This window comes from Xanthomonas sp. AC360 (genome assembly GCF_979258225.1).
The window spans coordinates 3458122-3479384 of the sequence record NZ_OZ409846.1 but is presented as its reverse complement, the minus strand read 5'-3'; the positions used below and the strand labels follow the sequence as shown (position 1 = coordinate 3479384).

Here is a 21263-nt window from a genome sequence, read left to right as displayed (position 1 = left end):
GCCCTCGTCCGCTCTCTCTCCGTTGAACCCCGCACCGTCGAACAAGGACTTTCCATGCCTATCTCCCAGCCTGCTCCGCGCCGCACCAGCGCATCGCGCACCGCTTCCCTGACGTCCTTGTTATGCGTGTCCGGCCCGTTGTTGCTGCTGGCCAGCACGCAGGCACAGGCGATTCCCTCGTTCGCCCGGCAAACCGGTTCTTCATGCGCGGATTGCCATATCGGCTCCTATGGTCCGTCGCTGACGCCCTACGGCATGCGCTTCAAGCTGGGCGGTTTCACCGATACCAATGGCGAAGGCACCAAGATTCCGGTGTCCGGTCAGCTCACCTGGGCGCGCAGCAATCCCAGCCGTGGTGACAGCACCGCACGCCTGACCCAGGCCGATCTGTATCTGGCCGGCCGCGTCAACGACAACATCGGCGGCTACTCCAAAATCCGCTCCAACAACAGCGGCAACGCCACCTTCGATACGCGCCTGGACGATGTGGATCTGCGCTTTGTCAGCAAGCCGTTCCAGATGGCCGGCAAGGACACCATGATCGGCGTCAGCGTCAACAACAATCCGGGCATCTCCGACCCGATCCATGTGTTGCCCAATGCCTCCACCCTGACGCCGGCCTCCAACGGCGGCGCGTCCACCATGCTCAGCTCCTCGTCGCTGTCCAACCGCGTCATCGGTGCCAGCGTGTACGGGTTGTACGACCGCAACTGGTACGGCGAAGTGGGCAGCTACAGCGCGTTGTCGCCGTCTGCGCAGGATCGCCTCGGCTGGCCGATCAACGGCGACCCGGGCAAGCTCAGCGATACCAGCTATGCGCGTCTTGCCTATATGAAGGACATGAAGCGGCAGTTCTTCTCGGTCGGCCTGACTGCGCTCAACACGCGCCGCCAGCGTCCGCGCAACGGGCCCAGCGACGACCTCACCGACTTCGGCTACGACCTGACCTATCAGTTCCTGGGCACCCGCGAGCACGTGATGTCGCTGGCCTACGTCAACATCTACGAGCGCCGCAAATACGGCACCCCGCTGATGTCGGCCGACCCGACCATGCCCGCGCTGGAGCGCGGCAACGTGCGCGATCAGACCATCAGCATGAACTACGCGTTCAAGCAGACCTACGGCGTGTTGGCCGCGCACATGATCAACACCGGCTCGTTCGATGCGGCGCGTTATTCGCCGGTGGGCATTCCGGACACCACCAGCAATCTGATCCTTCTGTACTGGACTCCGTTCGGCAAGGAAGGCACCTACACCACGATCGCCAACCTGCGTCTGTCTGCGGGCTGGTTCCGGTTCGACAAGTTCAACGGCAGCACCTCCAACGTGTTCCGCGGCCCGCCGATCACCAACCCGCGTGATCTGGACAGCTTCACCATGTCGGTCAATCTGACGTTCTGATCCCCCCACACGTAAGGACCCCCATGAAGTCATTCCACCCAACCCTGTTTTGCGCGTCGCTGGCCGGCCTGCTGCTGGCCGGCGCACTGCTGCCCGGCTCGGCACGCGCCGCCGATGGCAAGAGTGTGTTCATTAGCGAATGCGCCGAGTGCCACAGCGCGACGCAGGGCAAGAACAAGAAAGGCCCGTCGCTGTTCGGCATCGTCAATCGTCCCGCAGCCACCGTGGCGGACTTCAGCGGCTACTCGGCCGATCTCAAGGCAAGCAAGCGCACCTGGGATACCGCCAGCCTCAAGGACTTCCTCAAAAAAGATTCCAAGGCCACGCTGCCGAATACGAAGATGAAGTACGAAGGGCTTGAAGACGACAAGGAACTCGACGCCCTGGTCACCTACCTCAGCAACCTGCGTTGAGAGTGTGCCGGCCCGCCTTGGCACCACTGGCCGGGCCGGCACGCATGGCGCAAGCGCAATCGGCGCGGTCAGAAGTGACGTGCCGGTGTGCGGTATCGCCCGCGCAGGCCTGAACGCGACGCGTGCCATTATGAGGATCGCTTCAAGCCCGGTACAGCGTGCCGGCCGCAGTGTCCGCGGCCTGCATGCGGGTCACCGCTGCACCTGCACAGGTGCACGGCCCGCGTTGCCTGACACGAACCCTTCGCGTATACGGACGGAACCGCCACAGACACGGCGGTCTCGCCCCGCGTGATGGGTCACCATCGCGCACCGCTACGGTCCACGTCCCACGCCCTTGCCGAACGTTTCGCCCGCCAAGCCGTCCCCTTGCCGACCGCGACGCCACACCGTCTGCGACGGGCAGCCGTGGCCCGCGAGTGGCTCGGCACGACAGCCGCGCCTTCCCATCCTGCCGAGGGTGCCTTGCCAGTTACAGCGGTGCCGGCAGCTGGGGTTGCGTCGCGCGTTGCTGCTTGCGCTGGTCATGGGCCCCTGCGGCACTGCAGTGGCAGACAACGTCGGCGGCGCAGTGGCGGTGGCGTCCACCTTGATCGACCGCGGCATCTCCATCGCACCCAACCGCGTCACCTTGCAGGCAGCCAGCTATTGGCTGCCCTCGCCCGGCTGGTCGATATCGGCCTCCGCGGCGCTGCAGTCGCCCTCCTTTAGCGACCCGGTGGCGCTCACGTTCCAGGGCGCGCGTGGCTGGATGCTGGGCGATCGCTGGCAGATGCAGGCCAGCCTGCTGTATTACGCCTATCCGGCCGACCGCCAGTCGCGCAGCTTCGACCGCCAGGAAGCCAGCCTGGCCTGGTCCTACCGCGACACGCTCACCTTCTCGCTCTCCAGCTTCAATTTCCCGCGCGCGCAACGCTCGCCCTGGAACATGGTGGTCGACGTCACCGCCAACGTGCCGCTGACGGGGGATTTCAGCCTCTCGGCCGGTGCCGGCATCTCGGACTTTCCGGCGATGTCCTACGGCGCCCAGAGTTCCGGCCGCTATCGGTATGGGCAAGTTGGCCTGAAGTGGAGCCGCGCGGCATGGACAGTGAAGCTGGACCGGGTCGTCACCAGCAACAACACCCCGCGCGCGCAAGGCGGGCCCGGCGAAACGCCGTGGGTGGGCATGGTGTCCCGCAGTTTCTGATTCAACCGCAACCTTTCGCCCGCCTGCGGGCACCTAGAGGTGTCCTACCCCATGCCTGCTTCGATGAATGAGTCCGACACCCTTGGCGATGCCACCGACCGCATGCTGTTGCGCCGCATGGCTGCGGGCGATCGTGACGCACTGGCGAGCATGTACCACAGCTACCACGGCCGCTTGTGCCGGTTTTTGTCGCGCCTGACGCGCCGCCCGGACATCATCGAAGAGGCCATCAACGACTGCTTCTGGATTGCCTGGCAAAAAGCGGGCGATTTCCGTGGCGACTCGCAAGTGTCGACCTGGATCATGGGCATCGCTTACCGCTGCGGGCTCAAATGCCTGCGCCAGCACGATGGCGAGTCCATCGACGATACCGTCTTGGTGGAAGACCACGCCCCCAGCACCGACGACAACGACGACCGCGAGCTACGCGACTGGCTGGACAAGGGCATGGAACGGCTGTCGCCGGATCAGCGCCTGGTGATCGAACTGGTCTACGGCGTCGGCCACAAGCTGGAAGAAGTCGCCGAAATCATGCAGTGCCCGGTGGGCACGATCAAAGCCCGGCTGTTTCATGCGCGGGTCAAATTACGCAATGTGCTGCCCGGCCTGGCCGGCAACACCCCTTACACGGAGACCCTGCAATGAAGACGTTTTTCATCGCGCCTGGCAAGGAATGCTCGCACGCCTGGGAACTGATGCCGGCCGTTCTGCTGGATAGCGCGACCGAGGAAGAAAACACCTGGCTGATCGCGCACGTGGCCAAATGCACCTCGTGCAGCGCCGAGTTCGCCCAGCAAAATCGCCTGCGTCAGGCGCTGGCGCTACCGTCGGCGGTCAAGCTGGACGCCAACGCCGGCCTGCAACGCCTGCTCGGTCGTCTGGATGCACCCGAGGTACGCATCGCACCGGCACCGGCCGTGCGCCGCTCCGGCAGCTGGACCGTGCGTGCGCTGGCCGCCGCCGCGCTGGTACAGGCCATCGGCCTGGGTGTCATGGGCGTCAAGCTGGCCTCGCCGGCACCGTCGCACGACTACCGCACACTCAGCAGCGCCACTGCGCTGCCGGTGCCGCAAGGCGCCATCCGCGTGGTGCCGGATGCCAGCATGACCGTGGCCGACTGGGATCGACTGCTGCATGCGCAGCAGCTGCAGGTCATCGGTGGGCCCAACGACATGGGCGCCTACACCGTGGTGCCTGCTGCGCCGCAGCCGCCGGCCCAGCCGCAACGGACCGTGCAGCAACTGCGCGCCAATCCGGGCATCCGGCTGGCCGAGATCGTCTCCGCCCCATGAGCCGTTTCTTCGCCATCGGCCTGGTCGCCGCACTGCTCAGCATGGGCGTGCATGGCAATGCGCATGCCGCAGCGTTGCAGAACACTGCTGAGGATGTGGCCAACGCCAACGCGACGTCCGCCGATGCGCATACGCCCGACAGCAGCCGCGACATCCTGCTGGCGGTGGCCAATCCGCTCAGCGCGCCGCCGGCCCGTGCCGGCTCCAGCCTGATCGGCTACGCCTCCAGCTATTACGGCGCCGGCCAGAAGGCCGCCGTGCGCATGGAAGCCATCAAGCAGCGTTACAAGCTGCGCGAAGTGTCCGGCTGGCCGATCACCTCGCTGGGCCTGTATTGCGCGGTGCTGCAGCCGCCACCGGGCGTGTCGCGCGACGAGCTGGTCACCGCGCTGGCTGACGACGAGGGCGTGGAGCTAGTGCAGCCGGTGCAGGATTTCTCGGTGTTTTCTACCGATGCGGCGGAAAAGACCACGCCGTTGTCCGGCTACAACGACCCATACGTGGACATGCAGCGTGGCTTCATCGATACCGATGCCGCCAGCGCGCAGGCTGTCACCCAGGGGCGCGGTGTGCTGGTGGCAGTGGTCGATACCGGCGTGGACACCAACCACCCCGATCTGAAATCGCGCATCCGCGACGTGCACGACCTGGTCGACGACAAGCCGGGCATGACCAGCAGCGATTCGCACGGCACCGAAGTGGCCGGGATCATTGCGGCCGGCAGCAACAACCATCAAGGCATCGTCGGCATGGCGCCCAAGGCCATGCTGAGCGTCTACAAGGCGTGCTGGTATGCGCCCACGGTCGGCGCCACCGCACGCTGCAACACCTTCACCCTGGCCAAGGCGCTGGCGGCGATCAACAACAGCTCCGCACGCGTGGTCAACCTGAGCCTGGGCGGCCCGGCCGACCCGCTGCTGAGCAAGATGCTGCTGCATCTGGTGCAGCAAGGCCGCATCGTGGTCGCGGCAATGCCGCCGAACGGGCGGCTGGATGGCTTTCCCAATGATGTGCCCGGCGTGCTGGTGGTTCGCAGCAGCAGCGCCACCACCGCCATGCCCGGCGTGCTCAGCGCACCCGGCAAGGACATTCTGACCACCCAGCCGAACGGCCGTTACGACTTCACCTCCGGCTCGTCGATGGCCACCGCGCATGTCAGCGGCATGGCCGCACTGCTGTTGTCGCTGTCGCCGTCGATGGATGCCACTGCGCTGCGCGACCTGTTGCAACGCACCAGCAAGGTCTCCGACGGCCAGCTGCAGGTCAATGCAGGCGCCGCCGTCGATGCGCTGTCGCCTTCCAAACATTCCAACTGACGACACCGGCATGGCCAAGTGGATTCCCTTGTGGCTGCATAAACTCAGCTCGCCGCCGACGTTCTACCGCTTCGCCGGACGCGTGCGCCCGTGGGCGCTGGGCCTGGCCTTGCTGCTCGGCGCGGTGGCCGCTTACGGCGGGCTGGTGCTGGCGCCGCCGGATTATCAGCAGCACGATGCCTACCGCATCATCTTCATCCACGTGCCCAGTGCCTGGATGAGTCTTTTCATCTACGCAGCGATGGGCGTGTCGGCGTTTATCGCGCTGGTGTGGCGGATCAAGCTGGCCGAAGTGGTGACCATGGCATCGGCACCGATCGGTGCGGCGTTCACCTTCATCACCTTGTGCACCGGTTCGCTGTGGGGCAAGCCGATGTGGGGCACCTGGTGGACCTGGGACGCGCGACTGACCTCGGAGTTGCTGCTGCTGTTTCTGTATCTGGGCGTGCTGGGCCTGTACCACGCGGTGGAAGACCGTCGTCAGGCGATGCGTGCCGCCGGCTTGCTTGCCCTGGTCGGCCTGGTGAATCTGCCCATCGTGCATTACTCGGTGGTGTGGTGGAACACGCTGCACCAGGGCTCCACCGTGCGCCTGCTCGGCCCCTCAAAGATGGGCGCGGACATGCTGTGGCCGTTACTGACGATGATGCTGGCCACCAAGTGCTACTACGTCGCCAGCCTGTTCGGCCGCGTGCGCGTGGACCTGCTGGCGCTGGAAAGCGGCAAGGACTGGGCGCGCCGCATCGTATTGACGGAGCGCACCGCATGAATACGTTTTTGGCGATGGGCGGCTACGGCCAATACGTGTGGACGTCCTACGCGTTGTTCGTGCTGGTGCTGTTGGCCGACCTGGCCGCGCCGTGGTTGCGCCGCCGACGCCTGCCGCGCGAACTGCGTGGCCAGTTGCAACGGCAAACTCCGCGTCGTGCGCGCGATCAACCGGCGCCAACGCTGGAGCGCGACGCGCCATGAATGCCACGCGCAAACAACGTCTGTGGCTGGTGCTTGGCGTCATCGCCGCCGCCGCGCTCGCGGTGACGCTGATCGTGTTCGCGCTGCAGCGGAACATGAGCTACCTGTTCACGCCCAGCCAGGTGCACGCCGGCGAAGCGGCCAGCTATCAACAGTTCCGTCTCGGCGGCATGGTCAAGGCCGGCTCGATCCAGCGCGCCAGCGACTCGCTGAAAGTCAGCTTCACCGTCATCGATAAACATGCGGCCACCCAGGTCGAGTACACCGGCATCCTGCCGGACCTGTTTCGCGACAACCAATCGGTAATCGCCAACGGGCGCATGCAGGGCGAACGCTTTGTCGCCAACGAAGTGCTGGCCAAGCACGACGAAACCTACATGCCGAAAGAACTCAAGGACGCGATGGCCGAAGGCCATGTCGGCAAGCCGATCCCCGCCACCGCCATGCCGCTGGCCGCGCCGCGTTGAGGCGGCGTTGGCTGCGCGCCGCTCACTCGCCAATCTCTTTTTGCCGCACGCTGCGACCCACTCATGACGCCTGAACTCGGCCAGATCGCACTGATCCTGGCGCTGCTGCTTTCGCTTGCCCAGGGCGTGTTGCCGCTGATCGGTGCCTGGCGCGGCAATACCGCCTTGATGGGCGTCGCGCGGCCGGCAGCGGTGGGCCAGGCCGTGTTTGTGTGGATGGCCTTCGGCCTGCTCGCCTGGTCGCTGCTGTCGCTGGATTTTTCGGTCGGCTATGTCGCCGCCAACGCCAACATCGCCCTGCCCTGGTACTACCGCTTCGCCGCGGTGTGGGGCGCGCATGAAGGCTCGTTGCTGCTGTGGATCGCCATCCTTGCCACCTGGACGGTGTTGCTGGCCGCCTTCAGCCGGCATCTGCCGCAGTATTTCGCTGCACGCGTGTTGGCGGTGCTGGGCCTGGTGTCGGTGGGCTTTCTGGCCTTCATCCTGCTGACCTCCAATCCGTTCGGGCGGCTGTCGCCGATTCCGCTGGACGGCAACGAGCTCAATCCGGTGTTGCAGGATCCGGGCATGACCTTCCACCCGCCGGTGCTCTACACCGGATATGTCGGTTTCTCGGTGGCCTTTGCGTTCGCGGTGGCGGCCCTGCTGGGCGGCGAACTGGAGCAGGCCTGGGTGCGATGGGCGCGGCCATGGACCAATGTGGCCTGGGCCTGCCTCACCGCCGGCATCGTGGCCGGTAGCTGGTGGGCGTATGCAGAACTGGGCTGGGGCGGCTGGTGGTTCTGGGACCCGGTGGAAAACGCCAGTTTCATGCCGTGGTTGGTGGGCACCGCGTTGATCCACACCCAGGCGGTGACCGAAAAACGCGGCAGCTTGCGTGCGTGGACCATCCTGCTATCGATCCTGGCGTTCTCGCTGTCGCTGCTGGGCACCTTCCTGGTGCGCTCGGGTGTGCTGACCTCGGTACATGCGTTCGCCGCCGACCCGCGCCGCGGGCTGTACATCCTGATCTTCCTGGTCGCAGTGGTCGGTGGTTCGTTACTGCTCTACGCCTTGCGCGCACCCAGAATCGCCAGCGGTAAACCGTTTGCCGCCGCCTCGCGCGAAACTGGGATTCTGATCGGCAATCTATTGCTTACCGTCGCCGCAGCGATGGTGTTGCTGGGCACCTTGTTCCCGCTGATTGCCGATGCCTTCGGCCTGGGCAAGGTGTCGGTGGGGCCGCCGTATTTCGGCCTGCTGTTCCCGTTGCTGATGTTGCCGGTGGTGCTGTTGCTGCCGTTCGGCCCCTACCTGCGCTGGGGCCAGGCCGACGCCGCCCCCTTGAAGGCGCTGGGTGCCCGCGCCGGCATCGCTGCAATCGCCTGCGCGCTGGTCGGCAGCCTGTTTGCCGAGGGCCAGGCCAAGGCCATCGCCGGCATTGGCGTGGCAGCCTGGGTGGCCACCGGCACGGCGCTGTATGTCTATAAACGTTGGCGCGAGATGCCGCGTGGGCGGCGCTTTCCGGCAGAGATGGCCGGCATGTTGATCGCGCATGCGGGGGTGGCGGTGTTCGTCGCCGGCGTGCTGATCTCCGACAGCCTGTCGGTCGAACGCGATGTACGGCTGTCGCCCGGCCAGAGCGCGGACATTGCCGGCTACGCGTTCCGCTTCGACGGTGTGCAGCTGGTCGACGGGCCGAACTGGAAGGCCGAACAAGGCAGCGTGCAGGTCAGCCGCGATGGCAAGGTGATTGCGCAATTGCATCCGCAAAAACGCCTGTACAGCAGCGAACGCATCCAGACCGAATCGGCGATCGATCCCGGCATCACCCGCGATCTCTATGTCGCGCTCGGCGAGCCGCTGGACGACCAGCACATCGAACACGATTGGACCTTGCGGCTGTACTACAAGCCCTTCATCCGCTGGATCTGGGCCGGCGGCCTGTTGATGATGCTGGGCGGCTTCGTCAGCGCCTGCGCTCGGCGCTTTCGCGCGCCGGTCTCCGCAGCCAAGGCGGCTGCATCGCCCGCATACCAAGCGCCCATCATCGCGCAGGAGTCGCACCCGTGAAGCGCATGCTGCCCTTGCTGGGGTTCTTGTTGGTCGCCGCCCTGTTCGGCTTCGGCATCTACTGGACCATGCAGCACAACCCGCGTGATGTGCCCTCCCCATTGATCGGCAAACCGGCACCGGCCTTCTCGCTGCCGCGGCTGGATGCGCCCGACCAGCTTGTCACCCGTGAGCAACTGCTGGGCAAGCCGTATGTGCTCAACGTGTTCGGCAGTTGGTGCGCCGAATGCGTGCACGAGCATCCGGTACTGATGGCGCAGGCCAGCCGGCTCGGTGTGCCCTTGGTCGGCTACAACTACAAGGACGCGCCGGCCGATGCGACTGCCTGGCTGGCACGCTTGGGCAATCCGTACGCGGTGGTCATCGCCGATGAAGCCGGCCAGACCGCCATCGATTTCGGCGTCTACGGCGCGCCGGAAAGCTTCCTGATCGATGCGCAGGGCATGATCCGCTACAAGCACATCGGCGTGCTCACCCCCGATGTCATCAACGATGAGCTGCTGCCTGCCATCGCCGCACTGCCCAAGGGCGCACCGTGATGCTGGGATATGGCGTATTTCAGGCGCATCGGCGTGACCAGGCGCGCAAGCTGCGCCTGTTGCTGGTGCTGCTGTTGGGAATAGTGCTCGCGCCCTGCGTGCAGGCGCAGGCGGTGGACCCGTTGCCGTTCAAGAACCGCAGCGAAGAAGCGCGGTATCAACAACTGACCGCGCAACTGCGTTGCCTGGTGTGCCAGAACGAGAACCTGGCCGATTCCAATGCCACCCTGGCGCGCGATCTGCGTCATCAGGTGTTCGCGCAATTGCAGGCCGGCAAGAGCGATGCGCAGATCAAGCAGTACATGGTCGACCGCTATTCGGATTTTGTGTTGTACGACCCGCCGGTCAAGCGCGGCACCTGGCTGTTGTGGTTCGGGCCGTTGCTGATGTTGGGCGCCGGCGCTGCGGTAGTGATTCACACCGTGCGTAAACGCGCACGTGTCGGCACTGCGGTGGCACCGCAGGCAGAGGAAGAATGGTGATGACGGGTTTTTATTTTTTGAGCGCTGCGCTGGTGGTGGTTGCGCTACTGCTATTACTGCTGCCGCTGATGCGCACACCCACGCGCAATGGCAATGCACGTTACACGCTGCCGGTTCTGCTGGTACTGGGCCTGCCCATCGCCACCGCCGGCCTGTATCGGCTGGTTGGCGCACCAGATGCGATCGCACATGCGGTCTACGTGACGGCACCGCAGACGGCGCCCATCGCAACGGCTGCTGCAGCCGATGCGGTACCACCACAACCTAGCGCTGCCGAACAGGCGCAACTGGCAGCGCTCACTTCGTGGATGGAACAGGCCAAAGCGCATGAGCAGAACAACCGCTCCGCCGAGGCGCGCGATGCCTACGCGCAGGCACTGAAGATCGCGCCCGACACCAGCGCGGCCATCGTCGGCTGGATCGCCGCCGACATGGCAACACACAGCGATTTCGCCATCGATGCGGCCTCGCGGACGCGGTTGCAGCAGCTGATCGCGCGCGAGCCGGACAATCAGCGTGGGCTGTGGCTACTGGGCATCAGTGATTTCCAGCAGCACAACTACGCCGCAGCCACCACCCATTGGCGGCATCTGCATGGCTTGCTGGAACCCGGCTCGCCGATGCAGAACGCGGTGGCGGACAAGATTGCCGTGGCCGAATCGATGGCAAGCGCGCGGCAATCCGGGCGTGCTGCACGCTGAAGATAGCAGCGCAAAACACGTGCAGGCGTGCCTGAGGCGGCGACGTCAGCTCGCTAGGCGCATTGCCGGGTGTCATGGTGCGCAGCGGCGGTAGGTAGACGCAGAGACATAGGCTGAAGCGGACCACGCGAGGTTGCGTGGACAGCCCGCACTTGTTCCTGGGTGAAGGCAGTCGACGCGGCTACCAAGAAGCAATGCGCAAGCAATGCAGCAGATCCCGCATCTGCATCGCTCAGGACGACGGCCCCAGCACCTCGTGCAACTTCCCGCTGAACTCGCCCAGCGTAAAGGGCTTGGCGATCATGCTCATGCCCTCGGCAAGAAACTCGCCGCGGTCGCGTGCGGTCTCGGCGTAGCCGGTCATGAAGATCACCGGCAGATCGCGGCGCGACTGTCGCGCAATCTCCGCCAACTGGCGTCCGTTGAGCCCGGGCAACCCGACATCGGTCACCAGCAGATCGATCCGTCGCTGCGAGGCCAGGATCGGCAGCGCGGCGTCGGCATCGGCCACAACCTCGGCCTCGTAGCCCAACTCGCCGAGCAGTTCGGTCACCAGCAGACGCACTTGTTCGTCGTCTTCCACCACCAGCACCTGCTGTCCCTGCCCGGCCACCACCGCTCCGCCTTGCGGCCCCATCGCCACGCTCTGCACGGCGACACCGGCGGGCAGATACAGGCTCACCGTGGTGCCCACGCCCACTTCCGACTCCACCCAGACCTGCCCGTTGGACTGCTGCATGAAGCCATAGATCATCGACATGCCCAGGCCGGTGCCCTGCCCGATCGGCTTGGTGGTGTAAAACGGCTCGAACACGCGCTCCAGCACATCGGCCGGCATGCCGGTGCCGGTGTCGGCCACCGACACCACGGCGTAGTCGCCCGGCGCCAGGCTGATGCCACGGCCAAGTTCAAGACGGTGTTCGTCGACATGCAGATGCCGGGTCGAAATGCGCAACTGGCCGCCGTCCGGCATGGCGTCGCGGGCGTTGATGGCCAGGTTGATCAACGCGCTTTCCAGCTGGTTTTCGTCAACATACGCATGCGGTAGCGCATCGCAAAGATCGGCTTCCATGCGTACCGACTCGCCCAGCGTGCGCGCCAGCAATTCCTGCAGCGACACCACCAGATCGTTCAACTGCAGATGCCGCGCCTGCAGCGATTGCCTGCGCGAAAACGCCAGCAGGCGTTGGGTCAATGCGGCCGCGCGCAAGGCCGAGGCCGAGGCCACATCCAGAAACCGTCCCAGTCCCTCGGTCCGCCCCTGATCGATGCGCAGACGCGCCAGATCCAAGGCCGACAGGATGCCGGTCAACATGTTGTTGAAGTCGTGCGCAATGCCGCCGGTCAACTGGCCCACCGCTTCCATCTTTTGCGCTTGACGCAGCGCGGCCTCACTGGATTCGCGCGCCAGCATCTGTTGCTGCAACTCGGCCGTGCGTTCGGCCACCTTGGCCTCCAGCAGGTTGGCCTGCTCCTGGATCGACTCCAGCGCCAGCGCACGTGCGGTGATGTCGGTCGCAAACACGTGGAAGCCATCCACCTTGCCCTCTGCATCGAAGCGCGGCATGTAGCGGATCTCGGCATCGCGGCGGCGCCCATCGGCATGCGGCCAGCTCGCTTCCACCGTCAGCGCCTGACCGGACAGCGCGGCTTCGATCCAGGCGCGCCGCTCGGCCACCACCGCAGGCCCCATCACATCCACCAGCGGACGTCCGATCACCTCTTGCGGCGGGATACCGATCCAGTCTTCGTACGAGCGATTGGCGAAGCGATACACCAGGTGTTTGTCGATAAAGGCGATCAACACCGGCAAGGCATCGGTGACGCGGCGCAACTCGGCTTCGCTCAATGCCAGTGCAGCACGGCCTTCGGCCAGCTCTGCCATCTGGTCGCGGATCACAAACTGTTTTTGTCGCGACCGCAATGCGTTGGAAATCGCGCTCAACAGCGACGATGAACTGAGCGGCCGCTCCAGCTCGATGACATTGGTCATCTCGGCAGGCAGGCTCACCCGGCGACCATGCTGGCTGCCACGCGGGGCGCGCAGCAGCACGAATGGAATATCCGACCACGCCGCCTGACCCTGCAGGATCTGCTGCAACTGCTGCAGATCGCCGCCGACGGCCTCTTCGGTCAGCACCACCACGCCGGAACTGTCGAGCAGGTCGCCGGACAATGCCGCCAACGCACCGTAGACCCGGCGCGTCAGTCCACGCTCACCGACAATGCTTGCAATACTTTCCGCATCGCGGCCGAACGGCGCGATGATGTGGACCACAGACCCATCCGCTTCACAGTTGGTCAAGTGCACGATCCAGCAAGGGCGTGCTGTCCCCGACAAACTGTGGGGTGCCGGTCAGCACGCCATGGAACCTTTCCAGCGGTTCGCTCAAATGCAGACCGCCGCTGCTGATGCGCATCTCGCGAATCGAATCTTCATGCGCGCCACTGCGGTTCTTGATGACCGACAAGGCCTTGCGGATCCGTCCCTGCGCTTCAAAGAAGCGAAACAGAATCACGGTGTCGGCCATGTAGGAGATATTGAGATTGCCGGTCGACATCGTCCCCACCAGACCATGCTGCGGGTTGATCAGGAACGTGGTCACGCCGCTCTGGTTGAGATAGGACAGCAGCTCGTGCATCTGCAGCATCAGCTGCTTTTCTTGCGGCATCGACGACAGATAGCCGTTGAGGCTGTCGATCACCAGGATGCGGCAGTTCCGCGACTCCACGCTTTCGCGCACCGCCCAGGAGAACTCGCCGGGCGTCAGTTCTGCAGGGTCCATCTGGTGCAGTTCCAACATGCCCGTGGCCAGGTGCTTGCGTAAATCCATGCCCAGGTTTTCGGCACGCGTCAGCAAGGTGCCGGTGCGCTCGTCGAACTGCAGCACGCAGCAATGCTCGCCACGTTCGCAGGCTGCACTGACATATTGCAGGGCGACATTGGTCTTGCCCGAGCCGGCCGGACCGGTCAGCAAGGTGCTGGTGCCGCGCAAGGGGCCACCGTGCAGCAGTGCATCGATACGCTCCACCCCGCTGGACACCGCATCGCCGACAAACGGCACGTGATGATCGGAGGCGATCAGACGCGGATAGATCCGCATGCCGCCCGTCACGATGGTGATGTCGTGGTAGCCGGCGGTAAAGTTGACCCCGCGCAATTTCTGCACCTGCATGCGTCGCCGCGCTGCGCCAAAGTCCAGCGTCATGCGTTCCAGCGAAATCACGCCATGACACAGGCTGTGCAGATGCGCATCGCGCTGGCCATTCTCGTCGGTGAGGTCATCGACCAGAAACACGGTGATGTTGCGCGGTGCGAAGAACTGCTTCAGCGCCAACACCTGCCGTCGGTAACGCAGCGAGTCTTGCGCCAACAGACGCAGTTCGGACAACGAGTCGAAGACCACGCGCGTCGGCTTGACCCGATCGACTTCGGCCTGGATCAACTTGATCGTGCCATCCAGTTCCATTTCCCAAGGATGCAGAATGGACTGCTGGCGCCCGTCGCCCAGAAACGCTTCGGCCGAGGCCAGCTCGAAGATGTGCAAAGGTTCCAGCGACCATTCGTGCGACGCGGCAACTTCGTTGAGCTCGTCGATGGTTTCCGACAACGTGACGTACAGGCAGCTCTCGCCTCTGGCTGCGCCATCGAGCAAGAATTGCAGCGACAACGTAGTCTTGCCGGAGCCGGGCTGGCCTTCGAGCAGATAGAGCCGATTGGCCGGCAGTCCTCCGCGGAGGATCGTGTCAAGCCCCGTCGTCCCGGTCGTGATGCGGTTTGCGATCATCGGCTTTACATTTTTCATGCCATTTAAGTTAACACGCGCGCGTGATCGTCCGTTGCCACAGACTGAATTGATCAGCTTGCCTAGCTTGACGCGCTGTGCGTTCTGCCCATCTTTTGCCGTGACCGCAGTGGCGAATTTTCGCTGCTTTGGGGTGTCAATCTGCGGCGTGCCCCGGGCTTTTGTGATGCGCTGCGTGACAACTCCGACACATTCGTCACGGGCGCACGCATAGCCTTGGCAGTGAAGCAGGTCGCGTTGTTGCGATCGCTTGAGGATAGCGGTGAACGACGCATCATGTAATGCACGCATTCTGTTGGTGGAAGACGACGACGCCATTCGCGCAATGACCGCGGATATCCTGTGCGAAGAGGGCTATCAGGTCGTCGTGTCTGCCGATGCCGAACAGGCGCTGGAGCAGCTCGTCACGGCCTGTCCGTTCGACCTGCTGCTGTCGGATATCTGCCTGCCGGGCATGAACGGACGCGACCTGGCCGACAATGCGCGGCGGTTGTACCCCGCACTCCCGATCATCTTCATGACCGGCTACGCAGGCGCCAGCGCCCAACGGGCGGACTTTCTGGATACCGGCATGCGCTTGCTCACCAAGCCATTCTCGTTACGTGACTTGCTGGGCATCGTGCAGACAACGCTGTAACCGGGCGCAACCAAGGCACTCTCATGCCTCGCAGGCCAGGCGTACAAAGCGCTTTGCACACGTGACTGCAGCCGACGTGTTGCGTTCTCAAGCTGCAGCGTGAACGCGCCCAACGCCGACGACTCGAGCGCGACGATGGCTCCGCTACCCGCGCGGCAGCCACGGTCATTGCAAACGCCGCTCCAGCAACTGCATCACGCGCAGCTTCAGGTCGGCCGCCAGGAACGGCTTGGTCAACACTTCCATGCCGTCGTCCAGCTGTCCGGCGCCGACGGCCGCGGTTGCCGCGTAGCCGGTCACAAACAGCACCGGTAGCGTGGGTCGGTATTGCCGGCCCGCATCGGCCACCTGGCGCCCGTTCAAGCCACCGGTCAGGCCGACATCGGTCACCAACACATCGATTGGCTCTAACGAGCGCAAGCGCTCCACCGCAGCGCTGCCTTCGGCCGCTTCGATGACGCGATAACCGGCCTCGGTGAGCACCTCCGAGATCAAGATGCGGATTGCGGTTTCATCCTCTACCAGCAAGATGGTGCAGCTCTGCGCTGCTGCGCGCTGCGGCTGTTGCGGTGCGGCGACTGCCTCGTCCTGCGCATCTATCCCGCTGAAACGTGGCAAATACAGGGCCATGGTGGTGCCCAGACCCACTTCCGAATCGATGCGCACGTGCCCGCCGGACTGCCGGGTAAACCCGTAGATCATCGATAGGCCCAGACCGGTGCCCTGCCCGATCGGCTTGGTGGTGAAAAACGGCTCGAACACCTTGGACATGACCTCGTCCGTCATGCCGGTACCGGTGTCCTGCACGCTCAGGCACACATAATCGCCAGGCGGCAAATCCAACTGCTGGGCCGCCACCGAATCCAGCGAGCGGTTGTGCAGCCGGATGGTGAGTACACCGCCATCGGGCATGGCATCGCGCGCATTGAGGCACAGATTGAGCAGCGCGTTTTCCAACTGCGGCGCGTCTACCAGCACCTTCCACGGCTGCGGAGCCGGCGTCACCTGCAACGTGATCGATGGCCCCAAGGTCCGCGAGATGATTTCGCGCATGCCGTGCACTAGCGCGTCCACTTCCAACGCGCTGGGGGCCAGCGTCTGCCGGCGCGAGAATGCCAGCAGGCGTTGCGTCAACGCAGCGGCACGAGCGGCGCTGGTTTGCGCCATTTCCACATAGCGTTCCAAGCGGTCGTACTTGCCTTGCTCGACTCGCGCCTGCAGCAGCTCCAGGCCCACCGTGATGGAGGTCAACAGATTGTTGAAGTCGTGCGCCAGGCCGCCGGTGAGCTGGCCTACGGCTTCCATCTTTTGACTCTGGCGCAGTTTTTCTTCGGCCAGCAGCAACGCCGCGCTCCGTTCACGCACGCGCTGTTCCAGGGTTTCGGTCAGCACGCGCAATTGCTCTTCGGCCTCGCGTCTATCGCTGACGTCCGAGGCCGTACCGAACCACTCATCGATCTCGCCCTCTGCATCGAGCAAGGGCACTGCACGCAGCAGCGTCCAGCGCACCTGTTGTCGATCCAGTACGCGAAGCTCAAGCTCCAGCGCAGCCTTATCGTCGATCGCAGCATGGATGGCCGCTAGCAACGGCGCACGATCATCCGGATGAATCCATTCCTGCTGCCAGCGCGCATTGGCCGCACGACCATCGTCCAACAAGCCATCGCCGGCATGCAGGCGCAACGCGCCCCAGTTGGCAGTGGCAGAAAAGATCGCTTGCGACGACGCGCGCACCAAGGCGTCCAGCCGGCGCTCGCTTTTGATCAAGGCTTGGCCGGCCAAGCGCTCGGCGGTGCGATCGCGCAGCACTTTGACAAAGCCAATCGCTACGCCAGTTTCTTCGCGCAGCACCATCAACGATCCATTGGCCCAGAACCGCTCGCCGGATTTACGCATATGCCAGCGCTCGTCCATGCCGCTACCGCTTTCCAACGCTGCGGCGGCTTCAATCAGAAGCTGTCGATTCGCCACATCTTCCGGGGTAAATGTGCGCTCCAGCGATTGCCCGAGCATCTCGGCCTCGCTCCAGCCCAGAATGCGGCGCGCGCCTTCGTTCCATGAAGTCACCTGGCCGCGCATGTCGGTCGCGATGATCGCGTAGTCCATGACGCTATCGAGGATCTGCCGGTTGCGCACTTCTGCCTCGCGCACCGCGCGTTCCAGGCTGATGCGATCGGTGATATCCAACCCTTGCACGAAGATGCCGGAGACCGTGCCGTCGGCACCGGCAATCGGTTGATACACCAGGTCCAGCAGATGTCGCTCGGTCGGCCCGCCTGGCACTGCCTGGACGTCGTACACCACCGCATTGGCCGTATAGGCGCGCCCGGAGCGATACACCTCATCCAGATGGCGCAGATGCCCTTGCTCAAGTGCGTCCGGCAACGCTTCGGCGAGCGGCCGCCCGAAAACGTCGCGGTGGCCGACCAAGCGCGAGTAGCACGGGTTGGCGAACTCGACGCGATGCTGCGGCCCGCTCAAAAACGCCATGAACATTGGCGCCTGCTCGAACAAGCGGATCAAGCGCTCGTGCTCGTCGGCCAACCGCGCCTGGGCCAGCTTGCGCGCGGTCACCTCGTTGGTCACGCAGAACGCGCCACCGATGCTGCCATCGTCCAGATAGATCGGCGAAAACGAAAACGTCCACCAGGTCTCTTCCGGCGTGCCGTAGCGGTTCATACCAATCGGCACTTCTTCAAAGCGCGAGGCGCTTCCGGCAAACGCTGCCTCGATCGGCGCACGTACCGCATCCCACGCATCGGCCCACAGCTCGCGCAGCGGCGCGCCCAGTGCCTGCGGCCGACGCGGCCCCAGAATCGGCGCGTACGCATCGTTATAGAAAAACGTCAGCGCCTCGCCCCACACCACGTACATGCTCTCCGGCGAGGTGAGCATCAAGCTGACCGCATTGCGCAATGGCGACGGCCACTGCGCGCTCGGCCCCAACGGCGTAGCAGCCCAGTCGTATACGCGCACCGCCTGCGCCATGGCGCTGTCGCCATGCGGAAATGCAGTGGTCATACCGCGCGCATCCGCACGATCACGCCACGCCGCAGATCGCCCGCACGACACCACCGCATCGCTTCACCGCCTGCGCCCTGATGACTGTTCACCCATCCGTGCATCTGTGCCAAACCATTAGAAGAGAGCCCAAGACCGCGCGACGTATCGCCAACAGGCACGATCGACCGCTCACACCACCGTCATCACCCAACCTGCGGCAGGCGACGTATATCCAGCCGTTGGTGCTGCCGATGCGCCACGGTACTGCGCCGCGTGTGAGGACATGTGCTAACCAACAGGGATTTGGCGCGTCACTGCCGGTTGGGCCGTGCGATGGGCGTGTTCGCGGTGTAGATCGCGTACATGCGCTCTCGCGTTCTCAGTTCATCTTTATCGGCCCATGGCTCGCGACTTTTTTCGGCGTCTTCAAGAACGGAAGCTCACGGTTGCCTTGGACGTGACTGGCTGCTCTGCATGCGTTAGTGGAGTGCCGCTGATCTGCGCGCCGGCTGCAAAAGCTCTTGCCCGCCTGCCGCCGCGGGACACGGCGTGAATCCTTCCATTGAGGCTCTAATTCGGTTGCTTTCGGTGTGCTTGGCTGCTTTGCATTTGCTAGTGGAGAGCCGCTGATCTGCGCCCCGGCTGCATGGCCCTTACCCGCCTAACGCCGCGGGACACGCCGTGAATCCGTCCATGGAGGCTCTTATGCGGCATCCATGCCGCATAAGGTCCCGCGGCGGCAGGCGGGCAAGGACCAGTCGTGATGGTCGGTGGGCGCGGTTTTCAATAAAGCTGCTTACAAACTCTGTAGCGCGACCTCCGCTCACCGCGCGGCATACCGATGTTCCCAGCTCAGCGCGCACACGGAACATAGCTATCACGCGGTTGGCGCCATCGAGCGAGGCAGCCAATCCATGGCGCCAAGATTGGCAGACAGCTGACGCCACGCAAGGCCCCGATGCAGCAGCGTGCAGGCGACGCCGAGTGCAACGCGTTGTCGATGTCAGTTGCGGCCAGCCATCACACCACCATCGACGTCCCAGACTGCACCGGTGACCCAAGCGGCCTTGTCCGATAGCAGGAACGCGATCACCTCGGCCACGTCCTGCGCAGTGCCGACACGGCCGATGGGGTGGAACCCATTGAAGCCTTGCAGTGCTGCATGCACGTCCGCTTTCGGAATGAACCCCTCGTAGATCGGCGTGTCCACCACCGCCGGGGAGACCGCATTGACGCGGATGCCCTTCGGCGCCAATTCCATCGCCAGATGCTGGGTCAACGCATGCAGACCGGCCTTGGCCATCGAGTAGGCCGATGACGGCGTGGCCGCAATCGCCTGCTTGCCCCACATCGAACCGATATTGACGATCGCACCGCTGCGACCGTGTGCGACCAGATTGGCGGCGACCTTCTGCGTGATGAAGAAAAACGCCTTGTTGAGCGCCATGTAGCGGTCGTAGTCGTCCTGCTGGTGCTCCAGAAACGGCTTGGGGAAAAACACGCCCGCTGCATTGACCAGCAGATCGATCTGCTGATGCGAGCGGTCGATCGCCGCCAACAACTCGGCAATGCCTTGCTGGCTGGTCAGATCGGCATTCAATGCCTCCACCGATCCGAGTGCGGCCAGCGCGTGGCGGGCTGCTTCGGTCTTCTCGGCGCGCTGGCCGACGATCACCGCATGCCCGCCACCAAGCAGGATGTGCCGGGCCACTGCATACCCCATGCCGCTGGTGCCACCGACGACCAATAGCTTCTTACCGTTGAATTGCGTGTCCATGATCAAACCTCGACGTGCCTGCCGTCAGGCAGGTCAGAAAGACAGCCGGCGAACTGGTCGCCGGGATGAGCCAACACCACCCACCTGCATCGCCAACGAAGGCGCGGCGGGTAGGCCGTGGGATGGCGGCCATTGTTCGGCTGGGGCGGCATGGCCACAAACCAGTTAATGTGTCCCGACCTGAAAGAAAATCTTTATCGTGAAAAAGTCGCCCGTCCACCTCAATGCACTACGTGCCTTCGAAGCCAGCGCTCGCCATCAGAGTTTTTCGGCGGCTGCGGCCGAGCTGCATGTCACACCGGCGGCGGTCGGCCAGCTGGTACGAACACTGGAAGACTGGGTAGGCCCCCCCTTGTTTCATCGCAGCCAGGCTGGCCGCGCCCGTTTGCTGCCCACGCCCGCCGCCGAGCAGGCGCTGCCCGATGTGCGTGCTGGGCTGGATCGCCTGACCCTTGGGCTGGAACGGCTGAAGGAACAGTCCGGCGGCACCATGCTGACCATGACCGTCAGCCCGGCCTTTGCAGCCAAGTGGCTGCTCCCGCGCATCGATCGCTTCCAGACCGCGCACCCCGACATCGACATCCGGCTTGAGACCAGCCTCAAACCTGTGGATTTCCTAACGCAACGGATCGACATCGGCGTGCGCTATGGCGCTGGCCAGTGGCCGGGCCTGGTGGCCCTCAAGCTGATGGACGAGGAGGTCTATCCGGTCTGCTCGCCAGCGCTGATCGGCCGGCTACGCGCACCGGCGCAGCTGACAGGCGAGACGCTGATCCACGACCTCTCGATGGAGACGCATCCCAACTTCCCATCCTGGACCGCGTGGCTCGATAAGGCAGGCGTCGTCGGCGTGGATGCGATCCGGGGCCTGAAGATCAACAATGCAGCCGCCGTGCTGCAGGCCGCCATCGAGGGACACGGCATCGCGCTGGCGCGCAGCGTGATGGCGCATGACGACATCGCTACCGGCCGGCTGATCCGTTTGTTCCCGGAGATGCAGTTCCCCTCGCCCCTGGCCTATTACCTCGTCAACCGCCAAGAGAGCTCCCACCTGCCGCGGATTGCCGCTTTCCGGCAATGGATCTGCGAAGAAGCCAGCGCAAACAGCGCACTCGCGGCTACGCGCTAGACCCGTGACGACCGCACCACCGTATCGGTGCGTGCCGACCAACGCACACCACGTCGCTGCCTTGGATAATCAAAGTACGCATATCAA

General features: G+C 64.4%; 19 protein-coding genes. 15 read left to right on the top strand and 4 right to left on the bottom strand.

The genetic code is table 11. The features are described 5' to 3' along the window. The first annotated feature begins 54 nt into the window (after positions 1-54). The 13 genes from ACZZ0O_RS14965 (at position 55) to ACZZ0O_RS14905 (ending at position 10824) form a co-directional block, all read left to right on the top strand. Positions 55-1401, top strand: a complete 1347-nt coding sequence (locus ACZZ0O_RS14965; RefSeq protein WP_323517018.1) for a cytochrome C — start codon at positions 55-57, stop codon at positions 1399-1401. 23 nt (positions 1402-1424) lie between these two features. Beyond that, positions 1425-1814: a c-type cytochrome gene (locus ACZZ0O_RS14960; RefSeq protein ID WP_463591155.1), complete on the top strand. Its 390-nt coding sequence runs from the start codon at positions 1425-1427 to the stop codon at positions 1812-1814. Positions 1815-2340: 526 nt separating this feature from the next. Then, positions 2341-3003 (top strand): TorF family putative porin, encoded by a 663-nt coding sequence (locus ACZZ0O_RS14955; RefSeq protein ID WP_323522185.1) that lies wholly within the window; start codon positions 2341-2343, stop codon positions 3001-3003. Positions 3004-3054: 51 nt separating this feature from the next. Further along, a complete protein-coding gene (locus tag ACZZ0O_RS14950) occupies positions 3055-3648 on the top strand; it encodes an RNA polymerase sigma factor (RefSeq protein WP_193552531.1) in 594 nt (197 codons plus the stop codon). Beyond that, a complete protein-coding gene (locus ACZZ0O_RS14945; protein ID WP_161961783.1) occupies positions 3645-4295 on the top strand; it encodes a zf-HC2 domain-containing protein in 651 nt (216 codons plus the stop codon). The genes ACZZ0O_RS14950 and ACZZ0O_RS14945 overlap by 4 nt, the downstream gene beginning before the upstream one ends. Next, positions 4292-5611, top strand: a complete 1320-nt coding sequence (locus ACZZ0O_RS14940; protein WP_463591154.1) for a S8 family peptidase — start codon at positions 4292-4294, stop codon at positions 5609-5611. Before ACZZ0O_RS14945 ends, ACZZ0O_RS14940 begins: the two co-directional genes overlap by 4 nt. 10 nt (positions 5612-5621) lie before the next feature. After that, a complete protein-coding gene (gene ccmC, locus ACZZ0O_RS14935) occupies positions 5622-6380 on the top strand; it encodes a heme ABC transporter permease CcmC (protein WP_055844428.1) in 759 nt (252 codons plus the stop codon). Continuing rightward, the gene (gene ccmD / locus ACZZ0O_RS14930; RefSeq protein WP_115527573.1) at positions 6377-6583 is read left to right on the top strand and encodes a heme exporter protein CcmD; all 207 of its coding nucleotides are present in this window, start codon (positions 6377-6379) and stop codon (positions 6581-6583) included. The genes ccmC and ccmD overlap by 4 nt, the downstream gene beginning before the upstream one ends. Next, entirely contained in the window at positions 6580-7050 is a 471-nt protein-coding gene (ccmE, locus tag ACZZ0O_RS14925; protein ID WP_463591153.1) for a cytochrome c maturation protein CcmE, read from the top strand. The genes ccmD and ccmE overlap by 4 nt, the downstream gene beginning before the upstream one ends. A gap of 63 nt (positions 7051-7113) precedes the next feature. Continuing rightward, positions 7114-9102, top strand: a complete 1989-nt coding sequence (locus ACZZ0O_RS14920; RefSeq protein WP_463591152.1) for a heme lyase CcmF/NrfE family subunit — start codon at positions 7114-7116, stop codon at positions 9100-9102. Continuing rightward, positions 9099-9641, top strand: coding sequence for a DsbE family thiol:disulfide interchange protein (locus ACZZ0O_RS14915; protein WP_463591151.1), 543 nt, complete (start codon positions 9099-9101; stop codon positions 9639-9641). Before ACZZ0O_RS14920 ends, ACZZ0O_RS14915 begins: the two co-directional genes overlap by 4 nt. Further along, on the top strand, positions 9641-10123 hold the full coding sequence (locus ACZZ0O_RS14910; protein WP_115527569.1) for a cytochrome c-type biogenesis protein: 483 nt from the start codon (positions 9641-9643) through the stop codon (positions 10121-10123). Before ACZZ0O_RS14915 ends, ACZZ0O_RS14910 begins: the two co-directional genes overlap by 1 nt. After that, complete coding sequence (locus ACZZ0O_RS14905; protein ID WP_463591150.1) at positions 10117-10824, top strand: tetratricopeptide repeat protein; 708 nt, start codon at positions 10117-10119, stop codon at positions 10822-10824. The genes ACZZ0O_RS14910 and ACZZ0O_RS14905 overlap by 7 nt, the downstream gene beginning before the upstream one ends. A gap of 232 nt (positions 10825-11056) precedes the next feature. On the opposite strand, the gene ACZZ0O_RS14900 is transcribed toward ACZZ0O_RS14905, so the two are convergent. Further along, the gene (locus tag ACZZ0O_RS14900) at positions 11057-13129 is read right to left on the bottom strand and encodes a PAS domain-containing protein (protein ID WP_463591149.1); all 2073 of its coding nucleotides are present in this window, start codon (positions 13127-13129) and stop codon (positions 11057-11059) included. Then, positions 13116-14630, bottom strand: a complete 1515-nt coding sequence (locus ACZZ0O_RS14895; RefSeq protein WP_463591148.1) for an ATPase domain-containing protein — start codon at positions 14628-14630, stop codon at positions 13116-13118. The genes ACZZ0O_RS14900 and ACZZ0O_RS14895 overlap by 14 nt, the downstream gene beginning before the upstream one ends. A 292-nt stretch (positions 14631-14922) precedes the next feature. Here ACZZ0O_RS14895 and ACZZ0O_RS14890 point away from each other — a divergent pair, with 292 nt between their 5' ends. Then, the gene (locus ACZZ0O_RS14890) at positions 14923-15267 is read left to right on the top strand and encodes a response regulator (protein ID WP_055846156.1); all 345 of its coding nucleotides are present in this window, start codon (positions 14923-14925) and stop codon (positions 15265-15267) included. A gap of 165 nt (positions 15268-15432) precedes the next feature. On the opposite strand, the gene ACZZ0O_RS14885 is transcribed toward ACZZ0O_RS14890, so the two are convergent. Then, positions 15433-18288 carry a hybrid sensor histidine kinase/response regulator gene (locus ACZZ0O_RS14885; RefSeq protein WP_463591147.1) on the bottom strand — a complete coding sequence of 952 codons (2856 nt, stop codon included), beginning with the start codon at positions 18286-18288 and terminating at the stop codon, positions 15433-15435. 985 nt (positions 18289-19273) lie between these two features. Continuing rightward, on the bottom strand, positions 19274-20047 hold the full coding sequence (locus ACZZ0O_RS14880) for an SDR family NAD(P)-dependent oxidoreductase (RefSeq protein ID WP_463591146.1): 774 nt from the start codon (positions 20045-20047) through the stop codon (positions 19274-19276). A gap of 199 nt (positions 20048-20246) precedes the next feature. On the opposite strand from ACZZ0O_RS14880, the gene gcvA reads away from it, so the two are divergent. Beyond that, entirely contained in the window at positions 20247-21176 is a 930-nt protein-coding gene (gcvA, locus tag ACZZ0O_RS14875) for a transcriptional regulator GcvA (protein WP_463591145.1), read from the top strand. Positions 21177-21263: the final 87 nt, after the last annotated feature.